The sequence below is a fragment of the Proteus sp. G2673 genome (assembly GCF_009915125.1).
In the GTDB taxonomy this organism is placed as follows: Bacteria; Pseudomonadota; Gammaproteobacteria; order Enterobacterales; family Enterobacteriaceae; genus Proteus; species Proteus penneri.
On sequence record NZ_JAABLT010000021.1, the window covers coordinates 111,585 to 129,603 of the forward strand.

The following is an 18,019-nucleotide window of genomic DNA, read 5'->3' on the forward strand; positions in this document are numbered from 1 at the left end:
ATAACAAGCGGGTTTAGTTTACAAAAGAATAGGCATTACTCTTTTATCATGTGTCTATTACTTTTCAGAAATAGACGATTTTGTATTTATTGTTTCATTAACTTTAACAGGTGATTTTAATGATAAGTCACCACCTGCAAGTTGTTTCACGAGATCAACAGCAGATGATTTCAGATCAAGATCTGCTCCGGCTTCATATTGATGGCCTTCAATATTATTTAATTGAACGCTGCTACCGCCCAAATCAACCTGGCCTTGCTCACTTTTAATTTCAGCGCCTGTAAGTTGAGTTGTACCACTTACATTTAATGAAATAGCATTTTTGCTTGTTAAGGTTGTAGTTTGGGTAACTGCATCATTATCAATATGAGAAACTTTAATATCCGCGTTCGCCGTATGGCCTTCAGCGCCTGTTACGATATTTTTGATACCATTACCTATTGTTCCAACGCCTTTATCAATTTTGGTTTTTGTTTCGCCACTGATCCCCGTTTTATCTGCGATAGCAGAAGAAAGAGAATTGTATTTATCAGAGATAACATCAGTTGCAGATTTAATACCTGAATCAATAGTTTCTTTGATAGTGTCTTCTAATAGTGATCCACCTGCTTCAGCGGTTTTATTAACTGGGCTAGATTTAGGATCATTGTTGTGGTTGTAACCAACATTTACATCAACATTAACGTGGCGATCTCTGTCTTTTTGACTCGTTACCGTAAAATCACCGCCTACATTACCCGTTATATTATCCGCGGAAACATTTGCACCAGAAAGAGTGAGGTTTTTGTCACTATTTATAGTTAAGGAGCCAGTTTCTACGGAGGCATTTTGGTGAGTAGATTTTTGTTGATCTTCAACGTGTACTAAAACTTTGCCACCAATATTATGGATAGAGGTGGCTGGGTTTTCTTCGGTCACTTCTTTTGGCGTGGTATTGGTTTGTTTGCCATTTAAAGAGATATCTGTTCCCCAATTACTTTTGTAATCCGTGGATTGTGCTGATGTCAGTGTGGTGTCACCAGATTGAGAAGTTAATTGCGTATCTTTGCTATTAACTTTAGTTCCTTGAAGATTAACAGAGCTACCGTTAACGGTTAAATTGCCTTGATTAGCAATTGTTCCACCGTCACGAGAAACTGTTTTCTCATCTTGCTTACCAATGGCAAATTCAGCGCCACCTAACCCATTGACAGAAGAGGATTTCTCTCCCGTTTTCTGGCCAAATCCTGCTTGTAATCCGCCTGATAAGTTTTTACCTGTTTCAGTACGTTGAGATTCTGCTGCTTTGAAATCAACTTTATTCGTTGCCGTCAGAGCAACATCATTTTCACTGGTTAAATGAGTTCCTTGCAAAGTCAGATTATGACCTGAATTTAACTCAATACCTTGTGAGCCATTCACTGAACCCGCTTTCGCTATTGTCTGATCTTTTTGATGATTTGTCCCACCTGCGTTAAAGCCACCACCATAATCTTTACTGTCTGGTGTTGTACCTACTTTCAGGTTTGCACTACCATTTACATTATGTTGATTTTCAGAATGAGTATCTGTTGCTTGTGCAAGCGTTAGATCACCGCCTGCATTTATGACAGTTTTGCCATCGCGAGCGTCAAATTTAGTGCCTTCATAATGCGCATCATCACGTACATTAATATTGATATTGCCAGCTGAATTAAACTGGCTACCTTCAGCTTTTGTTGTCGTTAAACTAGTGTCAGTGGTTTTACCTTCACCTTTAATTGCTACGGTAATGTCAGAGCCTGTTTTGGTACTGACACCAACTTGACCACCTCCCGTTGTTTCATGGAAGGACTGTTGGTGTTTATTTTGCGCTGCTTCACTAGTATGAGTGTTAGCAGTTAGCGCAACATCACCTTGAGTTGATTGATAATGAGTTCCTTGGTCATGTAAGGTGTTATTGCTGCCAGAATTAATATTACCGGCAGTAATTGATGTTGAAACTGCTTGGGTATCGTTTTGTGATTTCTGGCTTCCGCCTCCTTTCACTCCAACTTCAACACCTACATTAGGTGCTTCTAAACTACTTAAGTTAGCAAGATTGTTAATGGCATCTTTAGCGGTGATTTTTTTATCTAAATCCGTATTACTTCCCGGTTTTGTGGTATCAATCCCGTCTTCTACAGCTTTCTTAATTGGTTTAGTAACACCACTATAATCAAGATTAACACCTACATCGATACCGATATTTAAAGTATCTGTTTTAGATGTTGCACTATCATTGGCAGCAAGGTGATTGATATTTTCACCCGATTCTTTATAAGTGCCATCAACTTTGTGTGATGCACCTTGGTGTGTTACATCATTGTTTGCAGTGATAGTTAAATCACCCGCAACTTGCGTTTCGCTACCTTTATTTTTGGTGATTTCGGTTGTTGTATGCTGTTGGTCATATTGGAAATCAGCTTTGTTACCGATTTTATCAACGCCACCGGTATAGCTAAATCCACCTGAAATGGTTCTATCTGTACTGTCAGTCTCTTTTTTGTTTTCTGTTGAAACAAAAGCAACATTGTCACCTGAAACAGTGGCATTACCTGCTGTTGTTTTTAAGTCAGAACCAGCAAAAGTGACATCTTTATCCGCTTGAACTTTAACACTGCCACCACTGAGGGTAGAGCCGACTTGTTCTGTCTCTGTGCTATTGCTTTTATTGGATGTATGAGTGATATGAAAACCAGCACTATATTGTTTGTCTTCAACTTCTTTAGCGTGACCAGTGATCTCTAATGATGTTTTTTCATCATTGATTTTCGTGGTTTGTTGTGCAGATTTAACGTTGATATCACCTAAAGACTCAATACCTAACTCGTCGGCACTTTTTATTAAGCTACCAATCACATTAACATCTTTGCCGCTGACCACAGTTAACTCTGCATCTGAAACTAATTCACTACCAGTCGAATGCTGTTGGTTAGTTTCATTCTTGTGGGAGTTTTTAGTGATGTTAAATGCAGTGCCTGTACGTTCATCTGTTTTAGTGATGGTTTCGCTAATCGCATTATCAATAACAACATCACCTTGAGTCGTTTTAACAAATGCGCCTTGGTTGCCTTTCACTTGGCTGCCTGTAACTTTGACACTGTTATCTGCTGCAAGTAACAGTTGTCCATTAGCCGTTAATTGTGTTGAATGGCTGACTTCTTGTTTGTTGTTATTGTTCTTATTATTACCACCACCGATCCCGCCCCAAACAACATGATTGTCGGTTACGGTTTTATCATTGTTGGTATTTTGAACATTAAGATTGATGTTCTCTTTAGCGTTGACGACAACATTCTCATTAGAATGTAATTTTGCGCCTTGAGCGGTAACAGACCCTTCGGCATTTAAACCTAGTGTTTTACCTGCGGTCAGCTCACTCGCTTTTAAGGTTTCTGTTTGATGGCTATTGCTCCAACTTCCTGTCTCTAAACGAGAAGTGTGGTTACGTTTATAGCCATTTTCACTACGATTTTCTTTTTCAACTAATCCATTGATATTAATATCTTTATTGGCATTAATTGCCAGAATATTGCCTGCATTAACTTTTGCACCTTCAAGTGTGACATCACCTTTAGTCGCTGTTAATGTTGCACTATTTTTCGCCTCAATATGGCTACCAACTTGCTGTACTAGCTCTTTTTCTTTAGTGACATCATATTGCCAAGAATAGAACCAACGATTGTCGGTATCGGTGTCCTTTTGCTGTAACTGTTTGCCATCAACAGTTAAATGGGCGCCTTGTAATAAAATATCATCACCCATTAAATCAGAGGCTTTGATTTGGTTTTTATTATCAGCGACCAAAGTGATATTTTTACCTTTTAACTCTGTTTTTGTCAGAGTCTGGCTAGAACCACTGCTATTAACAGCAATACCGCCACGGTAATTTTGATAGTTTTCACTACCCTCTTTGTCGTAACTGTCATAACGAACTTGGCTATCCGTTTGAATATTGTCCGCTCTAACACTTAATTCATTATCAGCAACAAATTTACCGGCTAATTTAACACCACTTCCTTCTGCGGTATTAATAATACGGATACGACCAGATTGCATACTTCCAAAGAAATAACTGTCTAAAGCTGACGTAGGTTTTTGTGATGAAAGAATATCAAAGCGTTGAGAGAACGTGTTTTGACCTGTTAATGCAGAAATCTCAGCTGCGGTTATTTTACCTCGGCTATCAATGCGAGGTGCAATTAAATCTAAAAGACGAGGTGCATGTAATCCATTTTTACCAATAGAAAGTAAATTTGTATTATTCAGCGTGCTATAACCTTTTAATTCACCATTTTCAAACAGTGGATTACCTACAACTAAAGAAGAGCGACTGGTATTGATAAAACCGCATCCATCACAGGTAATTCCATTTGGGTTAGAAAGTACATATTCCGCCGCTATACCAAAAACTTCTTGTTGACCTAATAAGAATGAAGGATTTCGACTAACAACTTCATTTAAAATTAAAGAAGCAGCTTGTCCATTTAAGTTACTATTGGCATTGAGTTGTCCAGCAAGCTGTGATTGCCCAGCTTCTAAGGCATTGTTAAATACGGCGCCAGGTTTGCCTACATTAAAATCTTGATATTGGTTATAAGAAATACCTTCGTTATTCGGTGTAACGATATTAATGACTTGAGTACCACCATTAACTGATGAAACATTTGGTCCTTGATTGCCCGCATCAGGAACAATACCGCCAGCATATGCATTTAGTGATACGAAAATAATCGCTAAAGATGCAGCAAGCCTACCCGAAGGAGAGAGCTTGAAGTTTTTTGATTTCATAGAGTTTTCTCCGTTTATTGCTATGAGTGTGAATCAAAATAAATATGAAAATCTAACTAACACTTGAGTAGGGTCTTTGGTTTTATTGGAATTCGTTTGGTTGTAAAGCAAATGCCCCTTAGCGACTTCGATATCGAATTGTGCTTTTTGATATTGAAGATTTAAGCCTGAACTTAGTCCATAACCACTACGCCATCCTTCATAGTTGCCATGTTGTTGAACACGACCTGCATCTAGGCCAATTCGAGGGGTGATTGAAAAGGTATTTATTCGATAAGGATAAGAAAGCGTATTGCGCAAATAGCCGCCGTTATCGCCAGAAAGTGTACTTTGATCAAAACCGCGGATCGCATTTTTATCCGTTAAACTTAGCCATTCCACTCCCGGTAAGGTGTCAGGGCTATATTGGCCAAAGAAGGCGCTATTGAATAAAAATGTAGAATTCGATATAGCAAAACGATGTTGCCAATTGGCAAAAAGCTTAACTTTTGTAAAGCGATAGTCATTACCATCGCCATTAGTAACACGAGGTGATTCGTCTGCACCAAACCAACCAATGGCTTTTTCTGCACTTAAATTCGCACTGATAACACCATTTTGAATAATATGTAAATGGTTGATACCTAGCTCTACTGTTGTAAGTGCAGGGCTACTTAAATCAAGGCGAATTTGGCTGAAATAGTTGCGTATTTGTTTATGTGTTACCTGCATATTTAAGGTATCAATCTGCTTTTGACTACGATAAAACGCGTAATCGCCCCTTAAACCAACTTGTGTTGTATCTCCAGACAAACGTACGGTACGTGTTTGTAATGCTTGATGAAATTCATACTCGGAATAGCTACCAAAAGTACTGAATGTCAATGCGCCATAAGGTAAAGAATAGAGTAGGGTGTAAGCACGATTAAAACGTGTATTGGGTTTATCAGTGGTAATGCTAGCGTTTAAGCTAACAAAATCAGATAACCCCAATGGGCTGTCTAAGCTTGCATTCGTTCGAACTAACCAGCGCCCCGAGTTTTTTTGTCCATAATTATCACTCGAAATATTTAGGTGCCATGGTGCTTGTCGCTGATTGGAGAGCTGAATAATGGAGCCACCTAATTGCGTACCAGGCAATATATCTAATTTAACTTTATTCGATTGTAAGCGGTTTGCTTGATCAAGCCCTTGATCCAATTTTGAGAGTTCAAGAGGTTCTCCTTCAATATGAGGGAAAAGTAATGCGGTGTTAACGCCTCGATCGCCACCTTCTATTTTTTCAATAAAACCTTCAATAACATACAACCCAAGTTGTTGTTCTTGATTAGGACGTAAAAATTGAATTCTGGCAGTAATATAACCATGTTGAAGATAACGTTGAGTTAACTCTTTGATTAAACGATTAACGTCAGCACTTTTTATACATTGCTCTGGTAATGGTGTTAAGAAATCAAGATCTTTTTCATCAAGTAAAGTAATTCCTTGAACATAAACTCCATTAATAGGCAAACAATGTTCTGATTCAGTAATAAGTGTGGGGGAAGGTGAAACCTCTAATGCATTTTCTTGAAGTTGTTGATAGCGATTTTGTTCAATAAGTTGATTTATTTCACGTTGACTCTCTTGTAATGCGCGCCGCGATTCTCCCATCGAGCCTAAATAACCGGTGTCATTTGCTGTTAATCCAGTGGTTGAAAATCCACTTAATAGTGTTAATAAAATAACTTTTTTTCTCATTTTACCTCAATATAAAGGTATTAATTCAAATATAAATAATATTGCTTAAATATAGAAAGATAATAATTAATGTTTTTATATTATCGTTAATTTTAGAATAATAAATACTGAGCACTCTCAATATGAAAAGAAATTAAAAATAGATGAAATAAAGATAAATTTTTATCTCTTTCGATATTAAATAGCGATATAACTAAAATGATTAACATCTCAAATTATATTGATTAAACAAATGATTAATTTAAAGGGTGTCTAGTGTATTGATTTTCATAGTGATAATCTTCAGTGTTATTTTTCTTATTGCTTAAACTATCATCAATTCAGTAATGTTAATTAAAATTTTTTCATTTTTTATAATGAGAAGATAAATAATGAGAGGAGATTCAAAGATATAAAAATAAAGTGCTAATTAGCTTTTCATTTGTTGTTTATAAGTTTATTAATGTTTTGTTTTGGAATAAATATTTCATGAATTATTATTTCATTTAAATGAATAAAACGGGAGGTTAAAAGATTAGGACTTTATTGTTAAATCATTAATCATGATAAAAGTTATGGTTGTTTTAATATCATTTTTATTCAGTGAAAATGCAATTTAAATACATGTATTACCACTTGGTGTTATCAATGGAAGTTTAAATTATAAAAATATTTTATTTGATTTTGAAATAGGTGATAATGATCACGTTAATATATCATTTATTATAAATAGTGTGATTTTTATCCAAAATATATTTAATATTCTTTTTCCAGTATTATTAAAAGATAAACAAAAAGATGGAAAAGCGAAAAATCCTGTATTTATTTCTCATTTCCATTTTGACACAACAGCAGCACACGTTGAATTAAAGGTCTTGAATTCGAATATGAACCACCTGTGTTAAGACACTTTACTGCTATATTAAAACCTATCAAATAAATAATACTCCACAATAATAATGGCTCTCGTGCAATGTGATAGCTCTATCCTTATTTTAGTAAGGACTAAAAAATAGAAAATAAGTCGGTTAATAAAGAACCTTCAATTATATTGCAATTGCGTATGCAGGTACGGCTGCTTGTATCTGGGCAATTATCTGTCCTGCAGTTATGGCACTGAAAGCGCGAGATAAATTTCCCAACTCAGGCTTTAAAGTGTGGGGAGGTAAAGGATTAATTTATTCAGTTATCGCTTTTGGTGCCGTAGGGATTATTTGCCAAACATTAGCACAGTTTGGTTTGTTACCTATTTATCGTTAATTAATCAAGATAGCAAGGGAAAGAAAACCAGAGTAGCACGGTTGGATATGCGTTATAATAACACTAAGATGTTATAATGACGTTAATATTCAATAGGTTGTCTATAATGGATAAGAAGAAGCTACATATTGCTGCGGGTATTATTTGTGATCAACACAATAATGTCTTTATCACACAACGTCCTCTAAAATCGCATATGGGGGGATTTTGGGAATTTCCCGGGGGAAAATTAGAAGATAAAGAGACTCCAGAACAGGCGCTATTCCGTGAATTACAAGAAGAAATTGGTATTGATGTAACGCAATGCTCACTTTTTGAAACGGTAGAGCATGATTTTCCAGATAGACACATTACTTTATCTTTTTTCTTAGTCACGCAATGGAATAATGAGCCATATGGTAAAGAAGGACAAGAATTTAAGTGGACATCTATTGGATCGTTAAATGCTGATGATTTCCCACCTGCAAACCGCACCATTGTGGCATTATTGCAAAAGTAGAATAGTGTTAAATAAGCGTTTATAAATAAAATAGCCACTCGATTGAGTGGCTATTTTTTATGTGTAGAATTAGAAAGTTAGATGTCTTTAGGCTCATATTGCGGAGCTTCACTCCAATCATCACTATCATTAATATCACTTTGGCTTGGAATACGCTTTGATTCATCAGCCCATTCACCTAAATCAATAAGTTGGCAACGCTTACTACAAAAAGGGCGATAAGGGCTACTTTCATTCCAAACAACCTCTGTTTGACAGGTTGGACATTTTACAACTAATTCTTCGCTCATTATCTCTCCTAGATTTCATTGGTGCGATTTATGCTCATATCAATAAACATAATGTTAGCAACAAGCGATCTCAAAAGGTAGATCTAGAGGTACTGTTCCATTCTCACTATCAAGTGGTAAAAAGCGGATCGCATAGCGATTTTTGTGCCCAGAGACTTGAGGATAGATTTGGTGTTCGATGGCTATTTTAACACGTAGCAATTCAGCTTCTTCAGCACTGTCTTGATAAAAACCACGGTGACTGAGAACGGGCTTAAATGTATCTGATTGGCGAATAAGCATAAGTAAACTATTTAATGCATTTTGTAATGGTAATAACCCCGTCAGCCAGCTTTGTAATCTTTCATCACGAATTGCTTGAGGTAAGCTTAACCACAAATGTAATGCCGGTACATCAAAGTTACAACATCCACCAGGAATACTTAGGCGCTGTTTAACTAAATTGATGACTTTATCTTGTTTCAAATGTTGACCAATGCGAGGAGCTTTACTTAATACAATTGCATTTTCAGCTAATTCATCAATAATTTGAGTGACAATTGCTTTATCAACATTAGGAAATGAAAGCCATTGCTGTAATTTTTTTTGTCTTTTTTCTAATTCTTTAAGTAATTCAGCGCGGATTTCGCCACGATCAAGTACTTCAATAAATTCTGATATCGCACGGAAAAACGAGAGAGCCGTGGGTAATGAATCAATTGCACTAAAACTGTTAATTTGAATCAATGAGTTTTCAATTCTAAGCCATGAACGCATTTTTTCATTGAGGGGATGTTCGAAGATGATTGTTGTGATGTCATCACTCATGGCAATTGTCCTGTAACGCTTGTTGAGCTAATTCTAAGTAATGCTGATGAAGTTGCTTAACTTTTTCAATCATATGTTGGCTATTATCGTGATTTTCAATAATATCATCAGCGACGGCTAATCGTTCTTGTCTTTGAGCTTGAGCTTTTAAAATATTGAGAACTTGCTCTCGACTTACGCCATCTCGTTTCATGGTTCTTTCTATTTGCTCTTCCTGTGTTACATCAACAACAAGAATACGAGAGGCGAGATGCGTTAATTTATTTTCAATTAATAATGGAACAACCCAAATAAGATAGGGCGCTTTAATTTGCTGTATCTGTTTTTGAGTCTCTTGCTGTATCAATGGATGGAGAAGATTGTTAACCCAATATTTTTCTTTATTATTTTCAAAAATAATCTGGCGCAACAGCGCTCGGTTTAATGAGCCATCGGGTAGTAAAATGCAGTCACCAAAATGTTGATGCAATGCATTGAGTCCTAAGGAGTGAGGCTCTACCACTAATCGAGCAATAATATCAGCATCAACAAGAGGTACACCTAATGAGGCAAAAGCATTAGCAACGGTGGTTTTACCGCTGCCTATTCCGCCTGTAAGAGCAACCGTATAAGCCATTTGTGTTTATCTGTTTTTAATGAATTAAAATTTACTATTAGTCTAGGTATTCTAAAGCCTAATTTTGTTTTTATCACAAGATAATAACCGCAATATTTGGGTTTTATTCGGTTATTATGATAGGTGATTTTCTGCTACCCTAACATCCTACCTGATAATATGTGATAGAATTACCATCAATCAATGAGTTAGTGCAAAACATAGTAACAGCCTCTCACTCATAAAAATTGTGACTCACTGTATAGTATCACCTAACTGTAATATAGGAAGATACATAGCAATGATTAATGTACCAATAATCAATGCGATGACCGTCATAAGTATTGGCTCTAACCAAGCACTAATGGTATTTAATTGCTCATCGAGTTGATGATAAAACCAATCACTTAATTGCTGACAAAAATAGAGCAATTGCCCAGAGTTTTCTGCACAAATAATAAACTGATAACAAATAGGCGTAAAGAGTGGCTCATTTTTCATAAATAAGCTCAACGATTTACCTTGTATAATGTGATCACTCATTTTAGAAAGGAGTTGTTTATAAATAGGATGTGAAAGTTGTTCTGTTCCTATTTTTAAGCTTTGTAATAAAGGTAATCCTGCTTGTTGTGTAATACTGACTATTTGAAAAATAAGATGTAATTGCTGATATTTTAAAAGCTTACCTAAATAGGGAGTATGAAGAAGAAGAGCTTGTTCAGCGAAATAAAAGGGTGATAAAGAATAACGAATTAAACGATAAAAAAATATTAAACCGAAGAAGATAAATGCTATCATACTGATATAATCAGTAAGCCATTGTGAAAAATTAATCAGGATTAATGTTAAATGAGGAAGTTCTGTATTAAAGGCGCTGTATAAGGACTGATATTCAGGTAAAACATAAAGCAACATAATACTGGTAATAAAAACTAATATAGTCAGTAAAAAGACAGGATATTTAAACGATTTTTTAATTTTTTTTACAATCTCTCGCTGTTTTTTTAACTGTATTATTTGCAGCGTAATTACTTCATCTAATTTTCCACTTTCTTCACCAATAAGAACAAAACGATTTAGTGAGGTCGGAAAATAAAGTGGATAGCGATTTAATTGTTTAGAAAGAGAACCTCCTTGCATTAAGTTAAAAATAATATCTTCTAATACACATTGCCAATGTGAATAACGACATTCATTTTTTAATAGTGTTAATGCAGGAAGAAGTGCCAAACCAGAATGTAGTAATAAAGCTAATTGTTCGAATAATTGAATTCGATATTGTTTATCAGCATCTTGAAATAAAACGATCTTATATAAACGAATTTTTATGGGGATTTTTTGTTGTTGAGTTAAGTTAATAAATGCTTCGTTATTCGAGGACGCAAGTATTTTTCCAGTGCATAATTCTCCTTGATAAGTTAATGCATCATAGCGATAAATTAGCTGTAATTTCATTCAATATCTCCTAGCGTTTGATAAACCTCCTCAAGTGTTGTGATCCCTTGTCTTATTAACGAAAAACCGGAATAGAATAAGTGATAAAGGGATGAATGTGTTTGTTTTGACGGCTCAAAACAGTCATAAATAGCCGTTCTTCCATTATAGCCTGAACAGCATTGCTGACAACCAACGGCTTGCCAATTTGGTAATTCGACTATTTCTTTATTGATATTAATATGCTGTTTATTGGATAAGCATATTTTACAGTGTGGACATAAACAACGAACTAATCGTTGTGAAATAATTAAACTAACACAGGAATGGATAAGATCTTTTTCAATACCTAAGTTATGTAGACGCATTATTGTAGATGAAGCCGAATTAGTATGTAAGGTTGATAATACAAGGTGCCCGGTTTGTGCTGCTTTTATTGCCATTTCGGCTGTAGATTGATCACGTATTTCACCTACCATAATAATGTCAGGATCTTGGCGTAGTAATGCTCGTAATATTGTTGTGAATGAGATCCCTGATTTTTCAGAAATTTGAATTTGATTAATCCCCTTCAAAGGTAATTCAATTGGATCTTCAACACTATTTATATTTAGGTTCTCTCTATTTAAATAGTGTAAACAACTATATAAAGTGAGTGTTTTTCCACTTCCCGTTGGCCCTGTGACTAAAATCATTCCTTGAGGTAAATTTAAATATTTTTTTAATAGCGTTAAGTGTGAAAGTTGAAAACCTAGATGATTTAATTCTGGTTGTTGTAAATTATTTATTAGTCGTAAAACAACTTTCTCACCATACAGCGTGGGAAGTGTCGCTATTCGTATTGAATATCTTTTTTCATGATAAGACCAACTAAATTGCCCATCTTGAGGTAACCGTTTTTCTGCAATATTTAAGTTAGCAAGTATCTTTAATCGAGTGACTATTTCTTCAGAGAATTCATCCGGAGGGGATGATAATAGATATAAATGATTATCTATTCTGGCGCGAACTCTTACACTGGTTTGTTGAGGCTCTATATGTAAATCAGAGACGCGTTTTAAAATACTTTCACGTAATAGATGTTCAATAAATTCTGTTGCAGAGTGTGTGATATCCATTCTTCACCTCTTTATACTTTTACTTTTTAATTTATCTGCGTTGTCTGCGATATTTAAAGTACATAATAAGAACACTCAATATGAGTGCTCTTTTATATTTAAAGCACTAATCTGATTTTAAAATTTCATTGCACTGTTTTTGCAACGTAAGATTTGTTGCTGAACATTGTATTTTCCAGACTGGAAGAAGGTCGTTAATTCTATTTTCTGGAGACATTGTAATCGTTAGACCATCAAGCTGAGATTTTCCAGTTGCACTAATCACGCCGTTTAACACATTAATATCAGACAAATATCGACTACGAAATTGTTGAGGCATAAAGGTTGAATCAGAATTACAGTGTTGAGGCTCATTTTCATAACGACATAATTCTACCGCAGAACGATAGGGCGACAGTGTTTGCAATACATCGGTTAATGCGGCTTTTTGGATATAACCTTGATAGGCCGGAATAGCAACAGAGCTTAAAATCGAGATGATAGCAATCACAATCATAAGTTCCATAAGGGTAAAGCCATTTTCATTAGAGTGATAATTAAGTACATTCATCTAGCGTCCTCCTTGAGTAATAGACACTAGAAGTATGAAAAAAAAGGACTTTATTGGCGAATAAATAAAATAAAGTTTGAGTAAAATATCGAAAAGAAAAAGGAGATATACATATTTAACCTTTATTATTGAGGGAAAGTTCGCATTTATTGATGAGTATGAGCTAATAAAGTTATTGATAATGTCTAAAACAAAATAAAAGAGGGTTGATGTGGAAATAAAACAAGGTTGGCTAATCGATGCTAGACAGGTTCCTTCACCTAATCATGATAAGAGACCTGAAGGTGAGTCTCCTTCTTTATTAATTGTTCATAATATCAGTTTGCCTCCAGGCCAATTTGGTGGGCCTTATATTGACCAACTTTTTACCAATACATTATCAGAGCAAGATCATCCTTTTTTTAGTGAAATAATCGGTTTAAGAGTATCTGCTCATTGTCTTATTCGGCGTGATGGTGAAATTGTACAATATGTGCCTTTTACAGAGAGGGCATGGCATGCTGGCGTTTCTTTATATAAAGGCAGAGAAAAATGTAATGATTTCTCAATAGGTATTGAGCTTGAAGGTACTGATGAATGCGATTTTACTCAGCAGCAATATCAGCAATTAGTGAAGATAACTCAATCGCTTATTGCTCTGTATCCTGCCATTGAAGAAAATATTACTGGGCATAGTGATGTTGCACCAAATAGAAAAACTGATCCGGGGCCTCACTTTGATTGGGCTTATTTCCGCAGTTTGTTAACAAAATAACTAGTTGAATTGAATTTTAAATCATTAATTTTAATTTTAAATTCAAAATAATATTGCTGTCACGCTTCAGTTTGACTGTTTATGTGTTTAAAAAACGTTAAAAAATTTATTTTTTGACGTTTCTGAATAATGCGATCTGGTTATCACTTTTGATGAATTTTTAAAATAATTTGTTAAAATTTGCAGGTTTTTATGATTTCGCTCAACAACTGTATGGACAGTTAGTGAATACTTTGTTACTTTATTATCCGTTATATTAAATTGGTATTACCAATTGACAACTCAATCACTAAGGTAATAGTTATCCAATAATGGCTTTCAGCAATATGGCTTATACAAAAATCCGCCAACCTAAGCTTTCTGATGTTATTGAGCAACAGCTTGAACATCTGATTTTAGAAGGTACTCTGCGTCCGGGAGAAAAACTCTTACCTGAGCGTGAACTGGCGAAGCAATTTGATGTATCTCGCCCTTCATTGCGTGAAGCAATCCAAAAATTAGAAGCTAAAGGTTTTTTACTCCGTCGCCAAGGCGGTGGTACTTTTGTTCAGCACAATCTCTGGCAAAGTTTTAGTGATCCTTTAGCTCAACTGCTTAGCGGACATCCCGAATCTCAATTTGATCTTTTAGAAACGCGCCATGCACTTGAAGGTATTGCTGCATATTATGCTGCATTACGTGGCACCGATGAAGATCTTGAACGTATCAAAGCTAGTCATGATTGCATCTTGAAAGCCCACGAAAAGGGTGATTTAGTCGCTGAATCTGAAGCGGTATTGCAATATCAATTAATTGTTACGGAAGCTGCTCATAATGTTGTTTTATTGCATCTATTACGATGCATGGTGCCAATGCTTGAGCAAAATATTCGCCAGAATTTTGAGTTTCTTTACACTCGTAAAGAGATGTTAACAGCAGTAAGTGAACATCGTAGTCAGATTTATCAGGCTATTATTAATAGAGAGCCGGAGGTAGCGCGTGAAGCTTCACATCGCCATTTGGCCTTTATTGAAGATGTTTTGTTGGATATGAGTCGTGAACATACTCGCCGTGAGCGCTCTTTGCGCCGGCTACAACAACATCCTGATTTATTTTAGTAGCACAGATCCTGACCGCTGAGTCTGTACTACCTATCGCCCTGTGATTTTCAGGGGAAGCGGTAATAACAGCAGGGCCTATCTTCCCGTCATATCAGATGGGTATAACGGGAAGATAGGCTCCCATAACCATTAAAAACAGATAACAGATAAGGAATACACCATGTCAGATATGCTGAAAAATGACGTGGATCCGATCGAAACTCGCGACTGGTTACAAGCGATCGACTCGGTCATCCGTGAAGAAGGTGTTGAGCGTGCACAGTTTCTGATTGATCAGGTATTAAAACAAGCCCGTAATGGTGGTCTTAATATCGCTTTAGGCGGTGCTGTACACAGTGATTATATCAATACCATTCCTGCTGAAGATGAACCCGCTTACCCTGGCAATCTGGAATTAGAGCGTCGTATTCGTTCTGCTATTCGCTGGAACGCAGTAATGATGGTTCTGCGTGCATCCAAAAAAGATTTGGAACTCGGCGGACACATGGCGTCATACCAGTCTTCTGCAACGTTATATGAAGTATGCTTTAATCACTTCTTCCGTGCCCATAATGACAATGATGGCGGCGACTTGGTTTATTTCCAAGGCCATATCTCCCCAGGTATCTACGCACGTGCATTCTTAGAAGGTCGTTTAACTGAAGAGCAATTAAACAACTTCCGTCAAGAAATTGGTGGTAAAGGTTTATCTTCTTATCCACACCCTAAATTAATGCCTGAATTCTGGCAGTTCCCAACTGTTTCTATGGGTCTGGGACCACTATCTGCAATTTACCAAGCTAAATTCCTGAAATATTTGAATCACCGTGGCTTAAAAGATACGACTAAACAAACGGTTTATGCGTTCTTAGGCGACGGAGAGATGGACGAGCCAGAATCTAAAGGTGCAATCACCATCGCAGTTCGCGAAAAATTAGATAACCTGTGCTTCGTTGTTAACTGTAACTTACAACGTCTTGATGGCCCAGTTACTGGTAACGGCAAAATTGTTAACGAATTAGAAGGTATCTTTGCGGGTGCTGGCTGGAACGTTATCAAAGTCATGTGGGGCGATCGTTGGGATGAGCTTCTGCGTAAAGACACCTCTGGTAAACTCATTCAATTAATGAATGAAACTCTGGATGGTGATTACCAGACATTTAAATCTCGTGATGGCGCTTATGTTCGCGAGCACTTCTTCAATCGTTACCCAGAAACTGCTGCATTAGTTAAAGATATGACTGATGATGAAATCTGGGCACTAAACCGTGGTGGTCACGATCCGAAGAAAGTCTTTGCAGCATTCCAAAAAGCAAAAGACACTCAAAACAAACCAACTGTTATTTTAGCTCAAACCATTAAAGGTTATGGTATGGGTGAAACAGCAGAAGGTAAAAACATCGCTCACCAAGTTAAAAAAATGAACATGGATGGTGTTCACCATTTCCGTGATCGTTTCAATATTCCAGTTGCTGATGAGCAAATCAAAGACCTGCCTTATATTACTTTTGATAAAGAGTCAGAAGAATACAAATATCTGCACGCACGTCGTCAGGATTTAGGCGGTTACCTACCAGCTCGTCGTCCTCGTTTTGACGAAAAACTGGATATTCCGACACTGGAAGATTTCAGCCAATTATTAGAAGAACAATCTAAAGAGATTTCTACAACTATCGCATTCGTTCGTGCACTGAACGTGATGTTGAAAAATAAATCTATCAAAGATCGTTTAGTACCTATTATTGCTGACGAAGCACGTACTTTCGGTATGGAAGGTCTGTTCCGTCAAATCGGTATTTATAGCCCGAATGGCCAACAATATACGCCTCAAGATCGTGAGCAAGTTGCTTACTATAAAGAAGACGTTAAAGGCCAAATTCTGCAAGAAGGTATCAACGAACTGGGTGCTGGCGCATCTTGGTTAGCAGCTGCAACATCTTACAGCACTAACAATCTGCCAATGATCCCCTTCTATATCTACTACTCAATGTTTGGTTTCCAACGTATTGGCGACCTATGCTGGGCAGCAGGTGACCAACAAGCTCGTGGTTTCTTAATAGGTGGTACTTCAGGCCGTACAACACTTAACGGTGAAGGTCTACAACACGAAGATGGTCATAGCCATATTCAATCGCTAACTATCCCTAACTGTATCTCTTATGATCCAGCATTCGCTTATGAAGTTGCTGTTATCATGCAGGATGGTTTAGAGCGTATGTATGGTGATAAACAAGAAAACGTTTATTACTACATCACTACACTGAATGAAAACTACCATATGCCAGCAATGCCAGCCGGTGTTGAAGAAGGTATCCGTAAAGGTATCTACAAACTAGAATCACTGGAAGGCGCGAAAGGTAAAGTTCAGTTACTGGGTTCAGGTTCTATTCTGCGTCACGTTCGTGAAGCAGCACAAATCCTGTCTACTGAATACGGTATTGGTTCTGATGTTTATAGCGTAACTTCATTCACTGAATTGGCTCGTGATGGTCAAGATTGTGAACGTTGGAACATGCTACACCCATCTGAAGCACCGCGTGTACCTTACATCGCTCAAATTATGAATGATGCACCAGCTGTAGCCTCTACTGACTATATGAAACTGTTCGCTGAACAAGTTCGTACTTATGTACCAGCAGATGATTACCGCGTATTAGGTACAGATGGTTTCGGTCGTTCTGATAGCCGTGAAAACCTGCGTCACCACTTCGAAGTTGATACTTCTTATGTGATTGTTGCTGCATTAGGTGAATTAGCTAAACGTGGTGAGATTGATGTGAAGGTTGTTGAAGAAGCAATCAATAAATACAACATCAACCCTGAAAAAGTAAACCCACGTCTGGCGTAAGAGGTAAAGTGAATGTCTATTGAAATTAAAGTCCCAGATATCGGTGCGGATGAAGTTGAAGTCACCGAAGTGATGGTGAAAGTGGGCGACCGTATTGAGGAAGAACAATCCTTAATTACTGTAGAAGGCGACAAAGCTTCTATGGAAGTCCCATCACCACAAGCGGGTGTAGTGAAAGAGATCAAAATTGCTGTGGGCGATAAAGTTCAAACCGGTTCTCTTATCATGATTTTTGAAGCAGAAGGTGCTGCGCAAGCTGCACCTGCTCAAGCTGAAGCACCTGCACCAGCCGCTGC

General features: G+C 36.8%; 14 protein-coding genes. 6 read left to right on the forward strand and 8 right to left on the reverse strand.

The window, feature by feature from the left end; genetic code table 11:
* Window positions 1-57: 57 nt before the first annotated feature.
* Both hpmA and GWI59_RS12245 read right to left on the reverse strand, forming a co-directional pair.
* Window positions 58-4,791, reverse strand: coding sequence for a calcium-independent hemolysin HpmA (gene hpmA / locus GWI59_RS12240; protein WP_161724773.1), 4,734 nt, complete (start codon window positions 4,789-4,791; stop codon window positions 58-60).
* Between the two features lie 33 nt (window positions 4,792-4,824).
* Entirely contained in the window at window positions 4,825-6,510 is a 1,686-nt protein-coding gene (locus GWI59_RS12245) for a ShlB/FhaC/HecB family hemolysin secretion/activation protein (protein WP_161724776.1), read from the reverse strand.
* A 1,035-nt stretch (window positions 6,511-7,545) separates the two neighbouring features.
* Between GWI59_RS12245 and GWI59_RS12250 the strand changes: the two genes are divergently transcribed.
* Together GWI59_RS12250 and mutT are read left to right on the forward strand one after the other, a co-directional pair.
* Window positions 7,546-7,749 (forward strand): aromatic amino acid transport family protein, encoded by a 204-nt coding sequence (locus GWI59_RS12250; RefSeq protein WP_255311259.1) that lies wholly within the window; start codon window positions 7,546-7,548, stop codon window positions 7,747-7,749.
* Window positions 7,750-7,855: 106 nt separating this feature from the next.
* A complete protein-coding gene (gene mutT, locus GWI59_RS12255; RefSeq protein ID WP_072063371.1) occupies window positions 7,856-8,248 on the forward strand; it encodes an 8-oxo-dGTP diphosphatase MutT in 393 nt (130 codons plus the stop codon).
* 77 nt (window positions 8,249-8,325) lie between these two features.
* Here the strand turns inward: mutT and yacG are convergent, their stop codons facing one another.
* The 6 genes from yacG to ppdD form a co-directional block, all read right to left on the reverse strand.
* Window positions 8,326-8,538 (reverse strand): DNA gyrase inhibitor YacG, encoded by a 213-nt coding sequence (gene yacG / locus GWI59_RS12260; RefSeq protein ID WP_006533733.1) that lies wholly within the window; start codon window positions 8,536-8,538, stop codon window positions 8,326-8,328.
* Between the two features lie 54 nt (window positions 8,539-8,592).
* Window positions 8,593-9,345 (reverse strand): cell division protein ZapD, encoded by a 753-nt coding sequence (gene zapD, locus GWI59_RS12265; protein ID WP_109847790.1) that lies wholly within the window; start codon window positions 9,343-9,345, stop codon window positions 8,593-8,595.
* On the reverse strand, window positions 9,338-9,961 hold the full coding sequence (gene coaE / locus GWI59_RS12270; RefSeq protein ID WP_109399773.1) for a dephospho-CoA kinase: 624 nt from the start codon (window positions 9,959-9,961) through the stop codon (window positions 9,338-9,340). The genes zapD and coaE overlap by 8 nt, the downstream gene beginning before the upstream one ends.
* 234 nt (window positions 9,962-10,195) lie before the next feature.
* A complete protein-coding gene (locus tag GWI59_RS12275) occupies window positions 10,196-11,395 on the reverse strand; it encodes a type II secretion system F family protein (RefSeq protein WP_161669504.1) in 1,200 nt (399 codons plus the stop codon).
* Window positions 11,392-12,492: an ATPase, T2SS/T4P/T4SS family gene (locus GWI59_RS12280; protein ID WP_161724779.1), complete on the reverse strand. Its 1,101-nt coding sequence runs from the start codon at window positions 12,490-12,492 to the stop codon at window positions 11,392-11,394. The genes GWI59_RS12275 and GWI59_RS12280 overlap by 4 nt, the downstream gene beginning before the upstream one ends.
* Before the next feature lie 106 nt (window positions 12,493-12,598).
* Window positions 12,599-13,042 carry a prepilin peptidase-dependent pilin gene (gene ppdD, locus GWI59_RS12285; protein WP_115065522.1) on the reverse strand — a complete coding sequence of 148 codons (444 nt, stop codon included), beginning with the start codon at window positions 13,040-13,042 and terminating at the stop codon, window positions 12,599-12,601.
* A gap of 211 nt (window positions 13,043-13,253) precedes the next feature.
* Here ppdD and ampD point away from each other — a divergent pair, with 211 nt between their 5' ends.
* From ampD to GWI59_RS12305, 4 genes are all read left to right on the forward strand, one after another.
* On the forward strand, window positions 13,254-13,796 hold the full coding sequence (gene ampD / locus GWI59_RS12290) for a 1,6-anhydro-N-acetylmuramyl-L-alanine amidase AmpD (protein WP_006533724.1): 543 nt from the start codon (window positions 13,254-13,256) through the stop codon (window positions 13,794-13,796).
* 326 nt (window positions 13,797-14,122) lie between these two features.
* A complete protein-coding gene (pdhR, locus tag GWI59_RS12295; RefSeq protein ID WP_072063494.1) occupies window positions 14,123-14,893 on the forward strand; it encodes a pyruvate dehydrogenase complex transcriptional repressor PdhR in 771 nt (256 codons plus the stop codon).
* A gap of 163 nt (window positions 14,894-15,056) precedes the next feature.
* Window positions 15,057-17,723 carry a pyruvate dehydrogenase (acetyl-transferring), homodimeric type gene (gene aceE / locus GWI59_RS12300; protein WP_072063365.1) on the forward strand — a complete coding sequence of 889 codons (2,667 nt, stop codon included), beginning with the start codon at window positions 15,057-15,059 and terminating at the stop codon, window positions 17,721-17,723.
* A gap of 12 nt (window positions 17,724-17,735) precedes the next feature.
* Window positions 17,736-18,019: biotin/lipoyl-containing protein (locus GWI59_RS12305; RefSeq protein WP_237612110.1), on the forward strand; the 284-nt coding region annotated here is incomplete at its 3' end.

Coding starts and splice junctions, on each gene's coding strand:
- hpmA (WP_161724773.1), bottom strand. CDS start 4,791: ATGAAATCAAAAAACTTCAAGCTCTCTCCTTCGGGTAGGCTTGCTGCA.
- GWI59_RS12245 (WP_161724776.1), bottom strand. CDS start 6,510: ATGAGAAAAAAAGTTATTTTATTAACACTATTAAGTGGATTTTCAACC.
- mutT (WP_072063371.1), top strand. CDS start 7,856: ATGGATAAGAAGAAGCTACATATTGCTGCGGGTATTATTTGTGATCAA.
- yacG (WP_006533733.1), bottom strand. CDS start 8,538: ATGAGCGAAGAATTAGTTGTAAAATGTCCAACCTGTCAAACAGAGGTT.
- zapD (WP_109847790.1), bottom strand. CDS start 9,345: ATGAGTGATGACATCACAACAATCATCTTCGAACATCCCCTCAATGAA.
- coaE (WP_109399773.1), bottom strand. CDS start 9,961: ATGGCTTATACGGTTGCTCTTACAGGCGGAATAGGCAGCGGTAAAACC.
- GWI59_RS12275 (WP_161669504.1), bottom strand. CDS start 11,395: ATGAAATTACAGCTAATTTATCGCTATGATGCATTAACTTATCAAGGA.
- GWI59_RS12280 (WP_161724779.1), bottom strand. CDS start 12,492: ATGGATATCACACACTCTGCAACAGAATTTATTGAACATCTATTACGT.
- ppdD (WP_115065522.1), bottom strand. CDS start 13,042: ATGAATGTACTTAATTATCACTCTAATGAAAATGGCTTTACCCTTATG.
- pdhR (WP_072063494.1), top strand. CDS start 14,123: ATGGCTTATACAAAAATCCGCCAACCTAAGCTTTCTGATGTTATTGAG.
- aceE (WP_072063365.1), top strand. CDS start 15,057: ATGTCAGATATGCTGAAAAATGACGTGGATCCGATCGAAACTCGCGAC.